The 16,629-nt window shown below is 39.2% G+C and carries 14 protein-coding genes; 13 read left to right on the top strand and 1 reads right to left on the bottom strand.

What is annotated here, in order from left to right; genetic code table 11:
* Window positions 1–65 precede the first annotated feature (65 nt).
* From aroA to ADG81_RS01140, 8 genes are all read left to right on the top strand, one after another.
* Complete coding sequence (aroA, locus tag ADG81_RS01175) at window positions 66–1,349, top strand: 3-phosphoshikimate 1-carboxyvinyltransferase (RefSeq protein ID WP_049550650.1); 1,284 nt, start codon at window positions 66–68, stop codon at window positions 1,347–1,349.
* Window positions 1,342–1,818, top strand: coding sequence for a shikimate kinase (locus ADG81_RS01170; RefSeq protein WP_049550649.1), 477 nt, complete (start codon window positions 1,342–1,344; stop codon window positions 1,816–1,818). Before aroA ends, ADG81_RS01170 begins: the two co-directional genes overlap by 8 nt.
* Complete coding sequence (gene pheA / locus ADG81_RS01165) at window positions 1,815–2,663, top strand: prephenate dehydratase (protein ID WP_049550648.1); 849 nt, start codon at window positions 1,815–1,817, stop codon at window positions 2,661–2,663. The genes ADG81_RS01170 and pheA overlap by 4 nt, the downstream gene beginning before the upstream one ends.
* Entirely contained in the window at window positions 2,660–3,970 is a 1,311-nt protein-coding gene (locus ADG81_RS01160; RefSeq protein ID WP_049550647.1) for an LCP family protein, read from the top strand. The genes pheA and ADG81_RS01160 overlap by 4 nt, the downstream gene beginning before the upstream one ends.
* Window positions 3,971–4,090: 120 nt before the next feature.
* Window positions 4,091–4,936: a LicD family protein gene (locus ADG81_RS01155; protein WP_080978002.1), complete on the top strand. Its 846-nt coding sequence runs from the start codon at window positions 4,091–4,093 to the stop codon at window positions 4,934–4,936.
* A complete protein-coding gene (locus tag ADG81_RS01150) occupies window positions 4,933–5,901 on the top strand; it encodes a glycosyltransferase family 2 protein (RefSeq protein WP_000971790.1) in 969 nt (322 codons plus the stop codon). Before ADG81_RS01155 ends, ADG81_RS01150 begins: the two co-directional genes overlap by 4 nt.
* A gap of 21 nt (window positions 5,902–5,922) precedes the next feature.
* The gene (locus ADG81_RS01145) at window positions 5,923–8,079 is read left to right on the top strand and encodes a LicD family protein (protein ID WP_049550646.1); all 2,157 of its coding nucleotides are present in this window, start codon (window positions 5,923–5,925) and stop codon (window positions 8,077–8,079) included.
* Between the two features lie 58 nt (window positions 8,080–8,137).
* Window positions 8,138–8,950: a LicD family protein gene (locus tag ADG81_RS01140; RefSeq protein WP_049550645.1), complete on the top strand. Its 813-nt coding sequence runs from the start codon at window positions 8,138–8,140 to the stop codon at window positions 8,948–8,950.
* Between the two features lie 91 nt (window positions 8,951–9,041).
* On the opposite strand, the gene ADG81_RS01135 is transcribed toward ADG81_RS01140, so the two are convergent.
* Entirely contained in the window at window positions 9,042–10,520 is a 1,479-nt protein-coding gene (locus ADG81_RS01135; protein WP_049550644.1) for an oligosaccharide flippase family protein, read from the bottom strand.
* A 124-nt stretch (window positions 10,521–10,644) separates the two neighbouring features.
* Between ADG81_RS01135 and mecA the strand changes: the two genes are divergently transcribed.
* The 5 genes from mecA (at window position 10,645) to ADG81_RS01110 (ending at window position 16,629) form a co-directional block, all read left to right on the top strand.
* On the top strand, window positions 10,645–11,382 hold the full coding sequence (gene mecA / locus ADG81_RS01130) for an adaptor protein MecA (RefSeq protein WP_049550643.1): 738 nt from the start codon (window positions 10,645–10,647) through the stop codon (window positions 11,380–11,382).
* Between the two features lie 152 nt (window positions 11,383–11,534).
* Window positions 11,535–12,821 carry a homoserine dehydrogenase gene (locus ADG81_RS01125; RefSeq protein WP_000216346.1) on the top strand — a complete coding sequence of 429 codons (1,287 nt, stop codon included), beginning with the start codon at window positions 11,535–11,537 and terminating at the stop codon, window positions 12,819–12,821.
* 1 nt (window position 12,822) lies between these two features.
* Window positions 12,823–13,692, top strand: a complete 870-nt coding sequence (gene thrB, locus ADG81_RS01120; RefSeq protein ID WP_049550642.1) for a homoserine kinase — start codon at window positions 12,823–12,825, stop codon at window positions 13,690–13,692.
* A 213-nt stretch (window positions 13,693–13,905) separates the two neighbouring features.
* The gene (gene msrB, locus ADG81_RS01115) at window positions 13,906–14,844 is read left to right on the top strand and encodes a peptide-methionine (R)-S-oxide reductase MsrB (RefSeq protein WP_049550641.1); all 939 of its coding nucleotides are present in this window, start codon (window positions 13,906–13,908) and stop codon (window positions 14,842–14,844) included.
* Window positions 14,845–14,904: 60 nt separating this feature from the next.
* Entirely contained in the window at window positions 14,905–16,629 is a 1,725-nt protein-coding gene (locus ADG81_RS01110) for an ABC transporter ATP-binding protein (protein ID WP_000681727.1), read from the top strand.

The following is a 16,629-nucleotide window of genomic DNA, read 5'->3' as shown; positions in this document are numbered from 1 at the left end:
TTTTTAAGGAATTTCTGGCTTTTTATGATAAAATAGGTAAAAGTATTGCAAGTATGAGGTCCAGTATGAAACTAAAAACAAACATTCGCCACTTACATGGCAGTATCCGAGTTCCAGGTGACAAGTCTATCAGCCACCGTTCCATTATCTTTGGAAGTTTGGCTGAGGGTGAAACTAAGGTTTATGATATTCTGCGAGGTGAAGACGTTCTCTCTACCATGCAGGTTTTTCGTGACCTTGGTGTTGAGATTGAGGATAAAGATGGGGTTATTACCATCCAAGGTGTAGGTATGGATGGCTTAAAAGCTCCGCAAAATGCCCTTGATATGGGAAATTCTGGAACCTCGATTCGCCTGATTTCAGGCGTTCTTGCTGGTGCAGACTTTGAAGTAGAAATGTTTGGAGATGACAGTCTTTCCAAACGTCCTATGGACCGTGTGACGATTCCATTGAAAAAAATGGGCGTCAGCATTTCAGGGCAAACTGAGCGAGATCTGCCTCCCCTTCATTTAAAAGGGACGAAAAACCTAGCACCTATTCATTATGAGTTGCCGATTGCCTCAGCCCAAGTCAAGTCAGCCTTGATGTTTGCGGCCTTGCAAGCTCAGGGGGAGTCCGTTATTATCGAAAAAGAGTGTACCCGTAATCATACTGAAGATATGTTGCAACAATTTGGCGGCCGTTTAAGTGTGGATGGTAAAAAAATCACAGTCCAAGGGCCGCAAAAACTGACTGGACAAAAGGTGGTCGTACCAGGAGATATTTCCAGTGCAGCCTTTTGGTTAGTTGCTGGTTTGATTGTTCCAAACTCTCGTTTGGTGCTTAAGAATGTGGGCATCAACGAAACGCGTACCGGTATTATAGATGTCATTCGTGCCATGGGTGGAAAATTGGAAGTAACCGAAATGGACCCAGTGGCTAAATCTGCAACCTTGACTGTTGAGTCTTCTGACTTGAAAGGAACAGAGATTGGTGGTGCCTTGATTCCACGCTTGATTGATGAATTGCCTATTATTGCCCTTCTTGCTACCCAAGCCCAAGGTGTCACAGTTATAAAGGATGCTGAGGAACTCAAGGTCAAGGAAACAGATCGCATTCAGGTGGTGGCAGACGCCTTAAATAGTATGGGAGCAGATATTACTCCGACGGTAGATGGAATGATTATCAAAGGAAAATCAGTCCTTCACGGTGCTAGAGTCAATACGTTTGGAGACCACCGTATCGGCATGATGACGGCCATTGCGGCCCTCTTGGTTGCAGATGGAGAGGTGGAGCTTGACCGTGCAGAAGCCATCAATACCAGCTATCCTAGCTTCTTTGGTGATTTGGAGAGCTTGATTCATGGCTAAGGTATTACTCGGATTTATGGGTGCTGGTAAATCTACAATTGCTAGAGGATTGGACCCTAATTACCTTGATATGGATGCTCTGATTGAGAAACGCTTAGGTATGTCCATTGCGGAATTTTTCGCGGAAAAGGGAGAAGAAGCCTTTCGTCAGATAGAGTCTGAAGTATTAGCTGACCTACTAAAAACGGACCAAGTTGTGTCAACTGGTGGGGGCGTAGTCATTTCTAAGCGAAATCGTGACTTACTAAAGACCAATTCTGATAACATCTACCTGAAAGCAAATTTTGAAACGCTTTATCAACGTATCGCAGCTGATAAGGACAATCAGCGTCCGCTTTTTCTAAAGAATAGCAAGGAAGAACTTGCAGCTATTTTTCAAGAAAGACAGGCTTGGTATGAGGAAGTGTCCAGTCGGGTTTTGGACGTGACCAAGCTAAGCCCAGAGGAAATTATAGAGGAACTGAGATGAAAATTGCTTATCTAGGTCCCAAGGGATCATTTTCACACCACGTAGTGCAGACAGCTTTTCCTCATGAGGAATTGCAGGCTTTTGCCAACATTACAGATGTCATTAAGGCCTATGAGCAAGGCTTGGTGGACTATTCTGTGGTGCCAGTTGAAAATTCTATCGAGGGTAGTGTTCATGAAACCTTAGACTACCTTTTTCATCAGGCTCGCATCCAAGCAGTAGCAGAAATCGTTCAGCCTATTCATCAGCAGTTGATGGTGGTTCCGGGTCATAATAAGATTGAAAAGATTTTTTCTCATCCACAGGCTTTGGCTCAAGGAAAGAAATTCATCGATGAACAATATCCAGATGCCCAAATCGAGGTAACAGCTAGTACAGCTTATGCGGCTCGTTTTATTTCCGAACATCCAGACCAGCCTTATGCAGCCATTGCACCAAGAAGTTCTGCTGAAGAATATAGCTTAGAACTGATTGCTGAGGATATTCAGGAAATGGAAGCTAATTTCACACGTTTCTGGGTTTTGGGAGCTGAAGGTGCAACCATTCCCTTGCAAGCACAAACTGAAAAAATGAGTTTGGCCTTGACCTTGCCGGACAACCTTCCCGGTGCCCTCTACAAGGCTCTTTCGACCTTTGCTTGGAGAGGAATTGACCTGACAAAAATTGAAAGTCGGCCACTCAAGACAGCACTGGGAGAATACTTTTTCATTATCGATGTGGACTATGCCGATAAGAATCTGGTCCACTTTGCCCAAAAAGAATTAGAAGCGATTGGAATCCAGTATAAAGTTCTGGGTGCCTATCCCATTTATCCAATATCAGACAATGGAAAGGAGAGAAGATGAGTAAAGAAAATCCTTTAAACCATCACGAGCAGTTACGTTATGACTATCTTTTTAAGAACATTCATTACCTCAATGAGCGAGAGAAAAAAGAGTTTGCTTACATGCAAGGTAAGTTAAATATGGCTAGCAGTAGTAAAGCTTCTCCAGAAATTCATCATGAAAATTACGATTTGGAAGAATCTTTCATGGAACCAGTCAATCAGTCTCCTCTTCCATCCTATGGAAACCGTAGCCGTGCAAAAAAATACCAGAAAAGCCATTCTCTTCCAAAGGTTAAGTCCAAGAAACGTAAGATTCGTTGGGGGCGCATTTTTGCAGGATTGCTTGCTCTTCTAGCCTGTGTCGGCTTTGGCATGATTTTTATGTTCCTAAAAGGCTATTCAAATGCGGATCCAAATAAACCTGCCAATGCTAAGGCGGCTCAAGTAGAAGTTTTTCATGGTCAAGATACCAAGGATGGGGTCAATATTTTGATTATGGGGACGGATGGACGGATTGGCCAAAACAGTGCTGAGACGAGAACGGACTCGATTATGGTTCTACACGTTGGTGGCTCAGATAAAAAAATCAAGCTGGTCAGCTTCATGCGTGACAATTTAGTTTATATAGATGGTTACAGCCAAGTCATTAACGGTAGAAAGCAATCCGATAATAAGTTGAATGTAGCCTATGAACTAGGGGAACAAGAAGGCCAAAAAGGGGCAGAAATGGTCCGAAAAGTCCTAAAAGACAATTTTGACTTGGATATTAAGTACTACGCCTTGGTAGACTTCCAGGCATTCGCAACTGCTATTGACACTCTATTCCCTGATGGCGTGACGATTGATGCAAAATTCTCAACCTTAGAAGGTCAACCTTTAACCGAAGCTACAGTCGGAGATGATTTACATGCTACGGAGACAGAGTCTCCAACCCAGACGATTAAAGTCGGAAAACAGCAGATGAACGGTTCAACATTGCTCAATTATGCACGCTTCCGTGATGATGACGAAGGTGATTATGGTCGTACCAAGAGACAACAGCAAGTGTTGACAGCTGTTCTGCAACAACTCAAGGATCCAACTAAACTCTTTACTGGATCAGAAGCACTTGGTAAGGTCTTTGGCATGACCTCTACGAATGTTCCTTATAGTTTCTTATTGACAAATGGTTTATCCTTCCTAGATGGAGCACAAAATGGCATTGAGAGATTAACAGTTCCAGAACTGGGTGATTGGGTCGATGCCTATGATGTCTATGGAGGACAGGCACTCTTAGTAGACCAAAATAAATATCAAACCAAGCTATCTCAAATTGGAATGAGATAAGATAGAAAAATCAAAGTTTGAAGGCTATTTATCCAGCAGTCAGGCTTTGATTTTTTACAGTCTGCAATAGATTTTCATCCCTTATTTGTGGTATAATGGAACGATACGATAGAAAGAATAATGAACAATATGACTGATTTAAAAGCAATTCAGGCTCGAAGTCTGGAGATGGCTGAATATTTTGTGGCCTTTTGTAAAGAACATGATTTGCTTTGTTATCTTTGTGGTGGAGGTGCTATTGGTGCCCTTCGAAACAAGGGTTTTATTCCTTGGGATGATGATCTAGATTTTTTTATGCCCCGTAAAGATTATGAGAAATTAGCAGAATTATGGCCTCGTTATGCAGATGAGCGTTATTTCTTGTCAAAGAGTAACAAGGATTTTGTCGACCGTAATCTTTTTATTACTATTCGTGACAAGGAAACCACCTGTATCAAACCTTATCAGCAGGATTTGGATTTGCCACATGGTCTGGCCTTGGATGTTTTACCTTTGGATTATTATCCGAAAAATCCAGCTGAGCGAAAGAAGCAGGTTCGCTGGGCACTGATTTATTCACTCTTTTGTGCGCAAACTATTCCAGAAAAGCATGGTGCAGTAATGAAATGGGGAAGCCGTATTTTACTGGGGGTAACGCCAAAAGCTCTCCGTTATCGCATATGGAAAAAAGCTGAAAAAGAAATGACCAAGTACAATCTGGCTGAGAGCGATGGAATCACGGAGTTATGCTCCGGGCCTGGTTACATGAGAAATAAGTACCTAATCGAATCTTTTGAGGATAATCTTTTCTTGCCATTTGAAGAGACAGAGATGCCCGTTCCAGTTGGCTATGATGCCTATCTCAGCACTGCTTTTGGAAACTACATGACACCTCCACCAGCAGACAAGCAGTTACCACATCATGATGCTGTCATCGCTGATATGGATAAGTCTTATACAGAATATAAGGGAGAATATGGAGCATGATGGGTGAAAAAATTAGCGTTATCGTTCCAGTCTACAATGTAGAAGCCTACCTGGAGCGATGTGTGGAGTCAATTCTTCATCAGACTTATACTAATTTTGAACTAATCCTAATAAATGATGGTTCTACTGATTCCAGTGCACAAATCTGTGATCATTTAGCATATCAGTATGAAAATATCAAGGTTTACCATATCGAAAATGCTGGTGTTTCTAATGCCAGAAATATTGGAATTCAGCTAGCGACGGGTGTTTGGATAACTTTTGTAGATAGTGATGATTTCGTCACCAAGGATTACCTAGCTACTTTAGCTAGTGCAGTTGAGGGAGGAAATGTAGGTTTTGTGATTGCTCCTCTACATCATATCAAAAATGGAATAGTGACAGATTTACCCCCGTATTCTGGTAGAAAAGAACTTTGGTCAACAGAAGAAACCATGAAAGAATTACTGATGACCACTAAGACATCATTCTTTCCAGTCGCAAAACTATTTAAGAGAGACCTGCTGGTAGATGAGAAATTTAATACAGATTACCATCTAGCAGAAGATGCCTTGTTTTTAACTGAATTGCTATTAAAGACAAGATGTAGTAGCGTATTTATTGACAAACCAATTTATTATTATGATCATCGTGAGGGAAGTGCGACAACATCTGTTAATCGGTATGTATTTGACACGATAGAAGTTTATAAGAACATCATTGCTCAAGTATCACAAGCCTTTCCTCGTTTAAAATATGAATTAAAAAATAGAGAATGTTGGTCATATATCACAGTCTACGATAAAATCATATTTACTTCATCTGAGCAGTATCAAAAGGAGAAAGTCGAACTAAGGACTTGGATTATTCAGCATCGACACGAAATATGGAAGGATACTTATTTCACCACATTTCGTAAGATAGCTGTCCTGTCACTTGTCTTTTCTCCATGGATATATAAAAAAATTGTTGGATTAAGAAACTAATATTATGAGAAGGAGTTGAAAATGAATTTTCCAATAATGAATGAATACTTTGAAAAATCAAAACTATGGGTTTCATATCTGTTTGTTTTTATTTCGATTTTAAGTATGAGTTCACTAGTTTATAAGATAGCCAATCCTCTTTATAAGGGATTATCAGCAATTGTATTGTTTTATATTTGCTATACATTATTGTTTAAGTGGAAAAAAATCATAGTAGATCGTAAATTTCTGTCCTTATTTGGTCTATTGGCTGGAAGTCATCTGTTATCAGCTATTTTCAATCGCTCTGGACATTTGATTGGAAATGTGATTGAGATTCTCTTTATGGTAACCTATATTTTATTATTTACCATGTTAGAATCAGGTCAATTAAAGAAATTATTTGATTGGATTGCTTACACTATTCAAATTATTTCTTTTTCTTCTGCGATTTTTGCATTTACATTATTAGTAAGTAAAGTACTTATCCTATTTAAAATTGGACAGCAATCTTATTACTATGGTGTTATGAATGGGCGTTTGTGGGGAATTGTCAATCCCAATGCTAGTGCAATTTTTTCATATATTAGCATTGTTTTGGCTATGTATTTGATTCATAAAGGAAGTAAATATTCTGTCTATCTTAAACTGAATAATGTGATTCAATTAGTTTATTTCGCAACCATGCAAAGTAGGGGTGCTTTATTATCTTTAGTGTTAATGATTGGGTTTTATAGTTTCTTTATTAACAGGGGCAAGTTAGCTAAGCGATTTCTAATATTTATTGTTTCTGCTTTACTTGTTTCTGCTACTAACATCGGATTGAGTTATGTAACTTCTATTTACATATCTTCGGGGAAAGCGACTGTATTAGACTTAAATAAAGGACAATCTTATGCAGAAACGGATTCTTCAGTTATAAAAAAAACAGGTGAACTTCATCTAATAGAAACAACACCTAGTGGTAGAACTTATATTTGGAAAAATGCTATAAAAATGGGAAGTGCGAAACCAATTTTTGGTTACGGTGTAAGGAATGTTCCAGATTATTACACAAAATATTTCAGTAAATTCGAAATTCAAAATTCTCTTATTGGTGGAAATTTCCATAACATTTTGGTAACGATATTTGTTAGTTCTGGAATTTTAGGTTTAGTATCCTTTCTGCTTCTACTAGGATATGTAATTAAGCGCTTTTTGACTTATTTGATTGTTTCCAAAAAGAACTCTGAAAAGTTGATTATGATTCTTTTCTTTGGCATCTTGTTCGGTCAATTATTTGAAAGTCAGATTATGTACTCAACTAACTTTATCAATATTATTTTTTGGTTGATTATTGGTTATGGATTAGTTGTTTGCAAACGTGATGAAGGTATTCGTTACCAGGAAGTAACTGATATTAGAGAGATTCAACAGATGGAACTAGGAATCATGGAATATATTCATGAAGTTTGTCAGAAAATTGGTGTCAAATATTTCCTAGCTTATGGCAGTCTTATCGGTGCGGTTCGTCATAAAGGCTTTATTCCTTGGGATGATGATATGGATATCTGTATGTTGCGTGAAGACTATGAGAAGTTGCAAGACTACCTTATCGCTAACCCTGACGAACGTTACGAAGTGATGTCTTATAAAAATAATCTCAACTATGTCTATCCCTTCATGAAAGTGCAGGATAACCATACCTACTTGCTAGAAGAAGATGTTCGCATTGATTCCAATATGGGAATTTATGTAGATATTTTCCCTGTAGATGGTTATGAGGATGATTCTGTTTTTAAAGATAAAATGACGAGACTTATAAAGAAACGTCAATTGAGTTGCTATACATTTAAAGGTATTACCAATACGAAAAGTGTACTGAATTCACTGATACGCTATATTTCAGTTATTATTTTTTATTTCACAAATACAAATAAATACGTTGCACAAATTGAAGAACTTGCTAAATCACGTAAAGTGTCGGATTATGAGGAAGTGGATTATCTTATCTACAAGGATATGAACAAACCAGTGTGGAGACGCGAATGGCTAGAACAAGTTACTACTGGAACATTTGAAGGTAAGGAATTTATGATTCCAAAAAATTATCATGAAATTCTGACCTCGGACTACGGAGACTACATGCAACTACCACCAGTTGAGCTAAGGTTCTCTCATCATGATTTTCAATTATGGAAAATTATTAAATCTCAGTGATGTTATTGAAATGAAGAAACCATTGACTCAATGTAAAAAGATTAGGAGTGAATAATAGATGTCAGAGAAAATTTTGACTCTTGAAGAAATTAAACAAATTGAATTAGATATTTTAAACTATTTGCATGAATTGTGTGAGGAACATGAAATCAAGTATTTTATTGATTTTGGAACCTTACTAGGAGCTGTACGCCATAAAGGTTTTATTCCTTGGGATGATGATACAGATATTTCCTTAGCGCGTGATGAATTTGAAAAACTGTATAAGGTTTTAAAAAATGAAAATCATCCCTACTACAAATTAATTTCATTCAGAGAAACAAAGGGGTATCCTTACAGTTATATGCGAGTCTATGATATGAGGACACGTCGAGATGCTAATCTTTTAGATAAGTCAGTTATTCTAGGTACTTGTGTTGACATTTTTCCATACGATGGAGTTGTTACAGATGAACGTGATAGAAAACAGATGAGACTTTATAAACAATTTATTCGACTTTCGTCTCTGAATTTAAAAGGAGTCAAAATAGATAATGGAGGTGTCAAAAATTTACCACGTTATTTTGCATCTGCAATTTTTAGACTGACTTCTCCACAGAAATGGAATGAAAAATTGGAGAAATTAGCTTTGCAATATGATGTTGAGCAGGCTACAGATCTTGCATGTACTACCTATGACTCTTACTATCCAAGTGGAATTAAGAAAGAGTGGTTATATGATACAATTGAAATGCCATATGAGAATATTCTTGTGAAGGTTCCTAGAAAATTCCATGAGATTCTGGTTTACGAGTTTGGTGAAGATTATATGACTCCTCCGCCTATTGAACATCAAAATCCAGGAACTGATAAAAATTACTGGATTGATTAATTTATGAGAAAGTTGCTTTGATAATTCGATAAAATAAATAGCCTACCTATCTACTGGAATATTCCTTGTTTTAGATAGGTAGGTTATTTATTTAATTTCTTTTAATCTTAGCAAGAGCAAGATTGAGTGCATAGTGAAATGTTTTATCTTTTGTGATAAAAAGTATCAAGAGATAGTAGATTCCACAAGTTGCAATAGTCGAGAGAACCATGAGGATCATATTGAGATTGACTGTATAAGAGTTGATTTGGAAAAGGAATTTAAATGTGAAATAGATGGGAATGAATCCGAGCGATACAATAGTATAGCGTGTTAAAGTAGTAAAGATTTCTTTTAAGTCAAGTAGATGATGTTTCTTGATAAAGTAAATTTCTAGTAGAACAACTACGGTTTCTGCAATAATAGTAGTAGCAATGTAATACTCTGGTGCAAAAATATTATTCAAATACAAGAGACTGTTGAGTAGGATATTGGCACCGCCACCAATAAAGTAAAAGGCTGTTAAACGATTTTCGTGGTCGTTGATGAAGATAATTTGTTTACCAAGGATTAACTCAATGGCCCAAATGATAGTCCGAAAAGCGAAGACACTAGTCACAATACCAGCTTCAAGGTATTTTTCAGAAGAGTAGATGACAGTTGCGTAGTTCCCTAATACCATAATCCCAATACTGGTTGGAATGATGAGGAAGTAAAAGAGGGCAGCACCTTGATTTAGAAGACTTTTATAAGACTCGTAGTCTTTCTTACCGAGATAGTAGCCGAGACGTGGAATACTGACATTGATAGCTCCACTCAGGACACTGGCAATCAACATGACGATGCTGGAAGCAATGGTATAATAAGAAATATAGTTTTCATCAGGCCCTTTGGTGATAAACATTCTATCAAGTAAGGTGTAGAGCATATTGGCATTAGCTAGAAGAAGCATAGTCATGAGCGGTTTCGATGCTTTGACTAATTCAACAAGATCAATCTTAACAAAGGAAACTTCTCGCTTAATCCATAGAAAACTGAGTAGATAGTTGAGAACTGTCGTTGCACTCATGATGATTGCATAAGGTACGATATCATCTGCAGTTTTAACAAATGTAAAGATAGCAATCAGCATGGCAATCCGAATAATCAATGTCTTGTAAAGGATGAAGGCATAGTTTTCATAAGCCTCGTTCATCCACTCGATATAAAGGAATTGGAAGAGAGCCTGGACACCAAGTATGTAGTAGAGTTCTTTCAAATTTTCAATACTATTATCTAGGTAAATAAACAAAAAATAGATACTTGTTGTAAGGACAGAAGTAATTACAGATATATAGAATAACTTGGAGAAGACATAATTAATCTTATCTTTATCGTCCTTAACCTTACTGATAGCTCGAATCCCGTAGTTATATATTCCAAAGGCGGCTAAAGGAATGACAAAGCTAGCCCAGGTATTTGCGGTATTAAAATAACCGTAGTTGGATTTGCTGAGAATCCGTGTCAGATAAGGATTGGTTATCAGAGGAAAAACGATATTGAGAACATTGACTAGTAAGCTAGCCAGTGCATTAACTTTTATATTTTTCATTGTACTTTCTTTCTTGTATTGTAAAATGGTCTCTAGTATTATATCACATTCTCGCTTCATTCTTTTGATAAAATCGTAAAAATCTAGTATAATAGATAGAACTGAAAGTATGAGGTTACTAGCAATGAAAATGAAACAAATTAGTGATACAACTTTAAAAATCACGATGTCTTTAGAGGATTTGATGGATCGTGGAATGGAGATTGCTGACTTTCTCGTTCCTCAAGAAAAAACAGAAGAATTCTTTTATGCTATCTTGGATGAGTTAGAGATGCCTGATAGCTTTCTGGATACAGGTATGTTGAGCTTCCGTGTGACTCCAAAACCTGATAAGGTCGATGTCTTTGTAACCAAATCAAAGATTGACCAAAATCTAGATTTTGAAGATTTATCGGATTTACCAGATATGGAAGAATTGGCTCAAATGTCACCAGATGAGTTTATTAAAACTTTAGAAAAAAGCATCTCAGAAAAGACTAAGGATGATATCGAAGCCATTCAATCTCTAGAGCAAGTAGAAGCCAGGGAAGAAGAGCAGGAGCAGGCTGAACAAGAAGTTGAAAGCAAGAAAGAGCCTTACATCTACTACATCCTTTCTTTTTCTAAGTTAGCTGATTTGGTGGCTTTTTCAAAGACAGTGACTTTTGAGATGGAAACTTCTGAACTCTACAAGATGAATGAGCGCTATTATTTGACCATTTTAGTGGATATTGAAAATCATCCAAGTCCATATCCAGCTTGGCTGTTGGCTCGTATGCGCGAGTTTGCAGACGATAGTGATATCAGTCGTTCAGTCTTACAAGAGTATGGCCAAGTTTTGATGAATCACGATGCAGTGATCAATCTACAAAAGATTGGATAATCATTTCTGGAAAATGATTTCTAGATTTTAGGAAGAGCGAATCGTTTGATTCGTTTTTTTCTTTTTTAGACTGAAATAGTGATTTACTATAATAGGAATTTTCACAAAATTCTGTTATAATGGCTATATTAGAAAATTTCGAGGAGACAAACATGACAGTTAAAATTGCTTTACTAGGATTTGGTACCGTTGCAAGTGGTGTGCCCTTCCTCCTAAAGGAAAATGGAGAAAAAATTAATCAATCAGCGCATTCAGAGATTGAAGTTGCCAAGGTATTGGTCAAGGATGAAGATGAAAAGAATCGCTTGCTTGCAGCAGGGAATGACTTTAACTTTGTAACCAATGTGGATGATATTTTGTCAGACCAAGACATTACGATTGTAGTGGAATTGATGGGGCGTATCGAACCTGCTAAGACCTTTATCACTCGTGCCTTGGAAGCTGGGAAACACGTTGTTACTGCCAATAAGGACCTTTTGGCTGTCCATGGTGCAGAATTGCTAGAAATCGCTAAAGCTAACAAGGTAGCACTTTACTACGAAGCAGCAGTAGCTGGTGGGATTCCAATTCTTCGTACGTTGGCAAATTCCTTGGCTTCTGATAAAATCACGCGCGTGCTTGGTGTAGTCAATGGAACTTCTAACTTCATGATGACCAAGATGGTCGAAGAAGGATGGTCTTACGATGATGCTCTTGCGGAAGCGCAACGTCTAGGATTTGCAGAAAGTGACCCTACAAATGACGTAGATGGGATTGATGCAGCCTACAAGATGGTGATTTTGAGCCAATTTGCCTTTGGCATGAAGGTTGCCTTCGATGACGTAGCCCACAAGGGAATTCGTAACATCACACCAGAAGATGTAGCTGTAGCTCAAGAGCTTGGTTATGTAGTGAAATTGGTTGGTTCTATTGAGGAAACTCCTTCAGGAATTGCTGCAGAAGTGACTCCAACCTTCCTTCCTAAAGCGCATCCACTTGCCAGTGTGAATGGAGTAATGAATGCTGTCTTTGTAGAATCTATCGGTATTGGTGAGTCTATGTACTACGGACCAGGTGCTGGTCAAAAACCAACTGCAACAAGTGTTGTGGCGGATATTGTCCGTATCGTTCGTCGCTTGAATGATGGTACCATTGGCAAAGACTTCAACGAATATAGCCGTGACTTGGTCTTGGCTAATCCTGAAGACGTTAAAGCAAATTACTACTTCTCAATCTTGGCTCCAGACTCAAAAGGTCAGGTCTTGAAATTGGCTGAAATCTTCAACGCTCAAGATATTTCCTTCAAGCAAATCCTCCAAGATGGCAAAGAAGGTGATAAGGCGCGTGTTGTGATCATCACACACAAGATTAATAAAGCCCAGCTTGAAAATGTCTCAGCTGAATTGAAGAAGGTTTCAGAATTCGACCTCTTGAATACCTTCAAGGTGCTAGGAGAATAAGATGAAGATTATTGTACCTGCAACCAGTGCCAATATCGGGCCAGGTTTTGACTCGGTCGGTGTAGCTGTAACCAAGTATCTTCAAATAGAGGTCTGTGAAGAACGGGATGAGTGGCTGATTGAACACCAGATTGGCAAATGGATTCCCCATGACGAGCGTAATCTCTTGCTCAAGATTGCTTTGCAAATTGTACCAGACTTGCAACCGAGACGTTTGAAAATGACCAGTAATGTTCCCTTGGCGCGTGGTTTGGGTTCTTCCAGCTCTGTTATTGTTGCTGGGATTGAACTAGCCAACCAATTAGGCAAGCTTAACTTATCTGACCATGAAAGGTTGCAGTTGGCGACCAAGATTGAAGGACATCCAGACAATGTTGCTCCAGCCATTTATGGTAATCTCGTTATTGCAAGTTCTGTTGAAGGGCAAGTCTCTGCGATTGTGGCAGACTTTCCAGAGTGTGATTTTCTAGCTTACATTCCCAATTATGAATTACGCACTCGAGATAGCCGTGGTGTCTTGCCTAAAAAATTGTCCTATAAGGAAGCTGTCGCTGCTAGTTCAATCGCCAATGTGGCGGTTGCAGCCTTGTTAGCAGGAGATATGGTGACAGCTGGGCAAGCAATCGAGGGAGACCTCTTCCATGAACGCTACCGTCAGGACTTGGTGAGAGAATTTGCGACGATTAAGCAAGTAGCCAAAGAGAATGGGGCCTATGCAACCTACCTCTCTGGTGCCGGACCGACAGTTATGGTTTTGGCTTCTCATGACAAGATGCCGGCGATTAAGGCTGAATTGGAAAAGCACCCCTTCAAAGGAAAACTTCATGACTTGAAAGTTGATACCCAAGGTGTCCGTGTTGAAGCAAAATAAAGAATAGAAGATAGGATGGGGAAACTCTCGACCAGAGGGCTTCCTATCCTTTTTTTGAAAAGAAGTTTATACTCAATGAAAATCAAAGAACAAACTAGGAAGCTAGCCGCAGGTTGCTCAAAACACTGTTTTGAGGTTGCAGATGTAAGCTGACGTGGTTTGAAGAGATTTTCGAAGAGTATTAGTTAAAAACTTGATAAAGGAGAAATAAAGATGGCAGAAATTTATCTAGCAGGTGGTTGTTTTTGGGGCCTAGAGGAGTATTTTTCACGTATTTCTGGAGTGCTAGCAACTAGTGTTGGCTACGCTAATGGGCAAGTTGAAAAGACCAATTATCAACTAATCAAGGAAACAGACCATGCAGAGACGGTTCAAGTGATTTATGATGAGAAGACAGTGTCACTCAGAGAGATTTTACTTTATTATTTCCGTGTCATTGATCCATTGTCTATTAACAAGCAGGGGAATGACCGTGGTCGCCAATATCGTACTGGGATTTATTACCAAGATGAAGCAGATTTGCCAGCTATCTACACTGTGGTGCAGGAGCAGGAACGCATGCTGGGTCGAAAGATTGCAGTAGAGGTGGAGAAACTTCGCCACTATATCTTAGCTGAAGATTACCACCAAGACTATCTTAAGAAAAATCCTTCAGGTTACTGTCATATCGATGTGGCGGATGCTGAGAAGCCATTGATTGATGCAGCAAACTATGAAAAACCTAGTCAAGAAATGTTGAAGGACAGTTTATCAGAAGAGTCCTATCGTGTCACCCAAGAAGCTGCTACAGAGGCTCCATTTAGCAATGCCTATGACCAAACCTTTGAAGAAGGGATTTATGTAGACATCACGACGGGTGAGCCACTCTTTTTTGCCAAGGATAAGTTTGCTTCAGGATGTGGTTGGCCAAGTTTTAGCCGTCCGATTTCTAAGGAATTGATTCACTACTACAAGGATTTGAGCCATGGAATGGAGCGAATAGAAGTTCGTTCTCGGTCAGGCAATGCTCACTTGGGGCATGTTTTCACAGATGGCCCTCGGGAGTTAGGTGGTCTCCGTTACTGTATTAATTCGGCTTCCTTGCGTTTTGTAGCCAAGGATGAGATGGAAGAGGCAGGATATGGCTATTTATTGCCTTACTTAAACAAATAAAACAGAGATGGTGGGCGATTCCCACTTTCTTTATTTCTAGTATACGAATAGAAGGGATTTATGAAACACTTATTATCTTACTTCAAACCCTACATCAAGGAATCAATTTTAGCCCCCTTGTTCAAGCTGTTAGAAGCTGTTTTTGAGCTCTTGGTTCCCATGGTGATTGCTGGAATTGTTGACCAATCCTTGCCTCAGAGAAATCAAGGACATCTTTGGATGCAGATTGGTCTGCTCCTTATCTTTGCAGTGATTGGCGTTGTAGTGGCCTTGATAGCTCAGTTTTACTCAGCCAAGGCAGCGGTAGGATTTGCCAAAGAACTGACAGACGACCTCTATCGTCATATTCTTTCATTGCCTAAGGACAGCAGAGACCGTTTGACAACTTCGAGCTTGGTGACTCGCTTGACTTCGGACACCTACCAGATTCAGACTGGTATCAATCAATTCCTGCGTCTCTTTTTGCGAGCACCAATTATCGTTTTTGGAGCTATCTTTATGGCCTATCGAATCTCAACTGAGTTGACTCTCTGGTTTTTAGTCATGGTTGTCATTTTGACCATTATCATTGTAGGCCTCTCTCGACTGGTCAATCCTCTCTACAGCAGTTTCAGAATGAAAACGGACCAATTGGTTCAAGAAACGCGCCAGCAATTACAAGGGATGCGAGTTATTCGTGCTTTTGGGCAAGAAAAACGAGAGTTACAGATTTTTCAAATCCTTAACCAAGTCTATGCTAGATTACAAGAGAAAACTGGTTTCTGGTCTAGTTTATTAACACCTTTGACCTATCTGATTGTCAATGGAACTCTTCTCGTTATCATCTGGCAAGGCTATATTTCTATACAAGGAGGCTTACTCAGTCAAGGTGCTCTTATTGCCCTCATCAACTATCTCCTACAGATTTTGGTGGAATTGGTCAAGCTAGCTATGCTGATAAATTCCCTAAACCAGTCCTATATCTCTGCTAAGCGAATCGAGGAAGTCTTTGCTGAAGCTCCAGAAAATATCCATTTAGAATTAGAACAAAAGCAAACTACTAGTAATCAGGTTTTACAAGTTCAAGGACTGACCTTTACCTATCCTGATGCGGCCCAGCCTTCTCTGAGAGATATTTCCTTTGACCTGACTCAAGGGAAAATCCTTGGTATTATTGGGGGAACGGGTTCTGGTAAATCAAGCTTGGTACAACTCATCCTTGGACTTTATCCAGCAGATAAGGGAAGCATTGACCTTTATCGAGATGGATCTAGTCCTCGTAATTTGGAGGAGTGGCGGTCTTGGATTGCCTATGTGCCCCAAAAGGTTGAACTCTTTAAGGGAACTATTCGTTCCAACTTGACTCTAGGTTTAGATCAAGAAGTAACTGACCGAGAACTATGGCAGGCCTTGGAAATTGCACAAGCCAAGGATTTTGTTAGTGAAAAGGAAGGGCTCTTAGATACCCTAGTTGAGGCAGGAGGACGAAATTTCTCAGGTGGACAAAAACAAAGGTTGTCGATCGCTCGAGCAGTCTTGCGCCAAGCTCCATTTCTCATCCTAGATGATGCGACCTCGGCCCTCGACACCATTACTGAGTCCAAGCTCTTGAAAGCTATCCGAGAAAACTTACCAAATACAAGCTTAATCTTGATTTCTCAACGAACCTCGACTTTACAGATGGCTGACCAGATTCTCCTCTTGGAAAAAGGTGAGCTTCTAGCTATCGGCAAGCATGAGGACTTGATGAAGTCCAGTCAAGTCTATCGTGAAATCAACGCATCCCAACATGGAAAGGAGGACTAG

It is taken from the genome of Streptococcus pseudopneumoniae, from assembly GCF_001070815.1.
In the GTDB taxonomy this organism is placed as follows: Bacteria; Bacillota; Bacilli; order Lactobacillales; family Streptococcaceae; genus Streptococcus; species Streptococcus pseudopneumoniae_P.
This window is presented reverse-complemented; position numbering and strand designations above follow the sequence as displayed.

What these genes read in the sequence shown, in the direction of transcription:
- thrB (WP_049550642.1), top strand. Translation starts at nt 12,823, where the DNA reads ATGAAGATTATTGTACCTGCAACCAGTGCCAATATCGGGCCAGGTTTT.
- aroA (WP_049550650.1), top strand. Translation starts at nt 66, where the DNA reads ATGAAACTAAAAACAAACATTCGCCACTTACATGGCAGTATCCGAGTT.
- mecA (WP_049550643.1), top strand. Translation starts at nt 10,645, where the DNA reads ATGAAAATGAAACAAATTAGTGATACAACTTTAAAAATCACGATGTCT.
- ADG81_RS01160 (WP_049550647.1), top strand. Translation starts at nt 2,660, where the DNA reads ATGAGTAAAGAAAATCCTTTAAACCATCACGAGCAGTTACGTTATGAC.
- ADG81_RS01170 (WP_049550649.1), top strand. Translation starts at nt 1,342, where the DNA reads ATGGCTAAGGTATTACTCGGATTTATGGGTGCTGGTAAATCTACAATT.
- ADG81_RS01150 (WP_000971790.1), top strand. Translation starts at nt 4,933, where the DNA reads ATGATGGGTGAAAAAATTAGCGTTATCGTTCCAGTCTACAATGTAGAA.
- ADG81_RS01110 (WP_000681727.1), top strand. Translation starts at nt 14,905, where the DNA reads ATGAAACACTTATTATCTTACTTCAAACCCTACATCAAGGAATCAATT.
- msrB (WP_049550641.1), top strand. Translation starts at nt 13,906, where the DNA reads ATGGCAGAAATTTATCTAGCAGGTGGTTGTTTTTGGGGCCTAGAGGAG.
- pheA (WP_049550648.1), top strand. Translation starts at nt 1,815, where the DNA reads ATGAAAATTGCTTATCTAGGTCCCAAGGGATCATTTTCACACCACGTA.
- ADG81_RS01125 (WP_000216346.1), top strand. Translation starts at nt 11,535, where the DNA reads ATGACAGTTAAAATTGCTTTACTAGGATTTGGTACCGTTGCAAGTGGT.
- ADG81_RS01140 (WP_049550645.1), top strand. Translation starts at nt 8,138, where the DNA reads ATGTCAGAGAAAATTTTGACTCTTGAAGAAATTAAACAAATTGAATTA.
- ADG81_RS01145 (WP_049550646.1), top strand. Translation starts at nt 5,923, where the DNA reads ATGAATTTTCCAATAATGAATGAATACTTTGAAAAATCAAAACTATGG.
- ADG81_RS01155 (WP_080978002.1), top strand. Translation starts at nt 4,091, where the DNA reads ATGAACAATATGACTGATTTAAAAGCAATTCAGGCTCGAAGTCTGGAG.
- ADG81_RS01135 (WP_049550644.1), bottom strand. Translation starts at nt 10,520, where the DNA reads ATGAAAAATATAAAAGTTAATGCACTGGCTAGCTTACTAGTCAATGTT.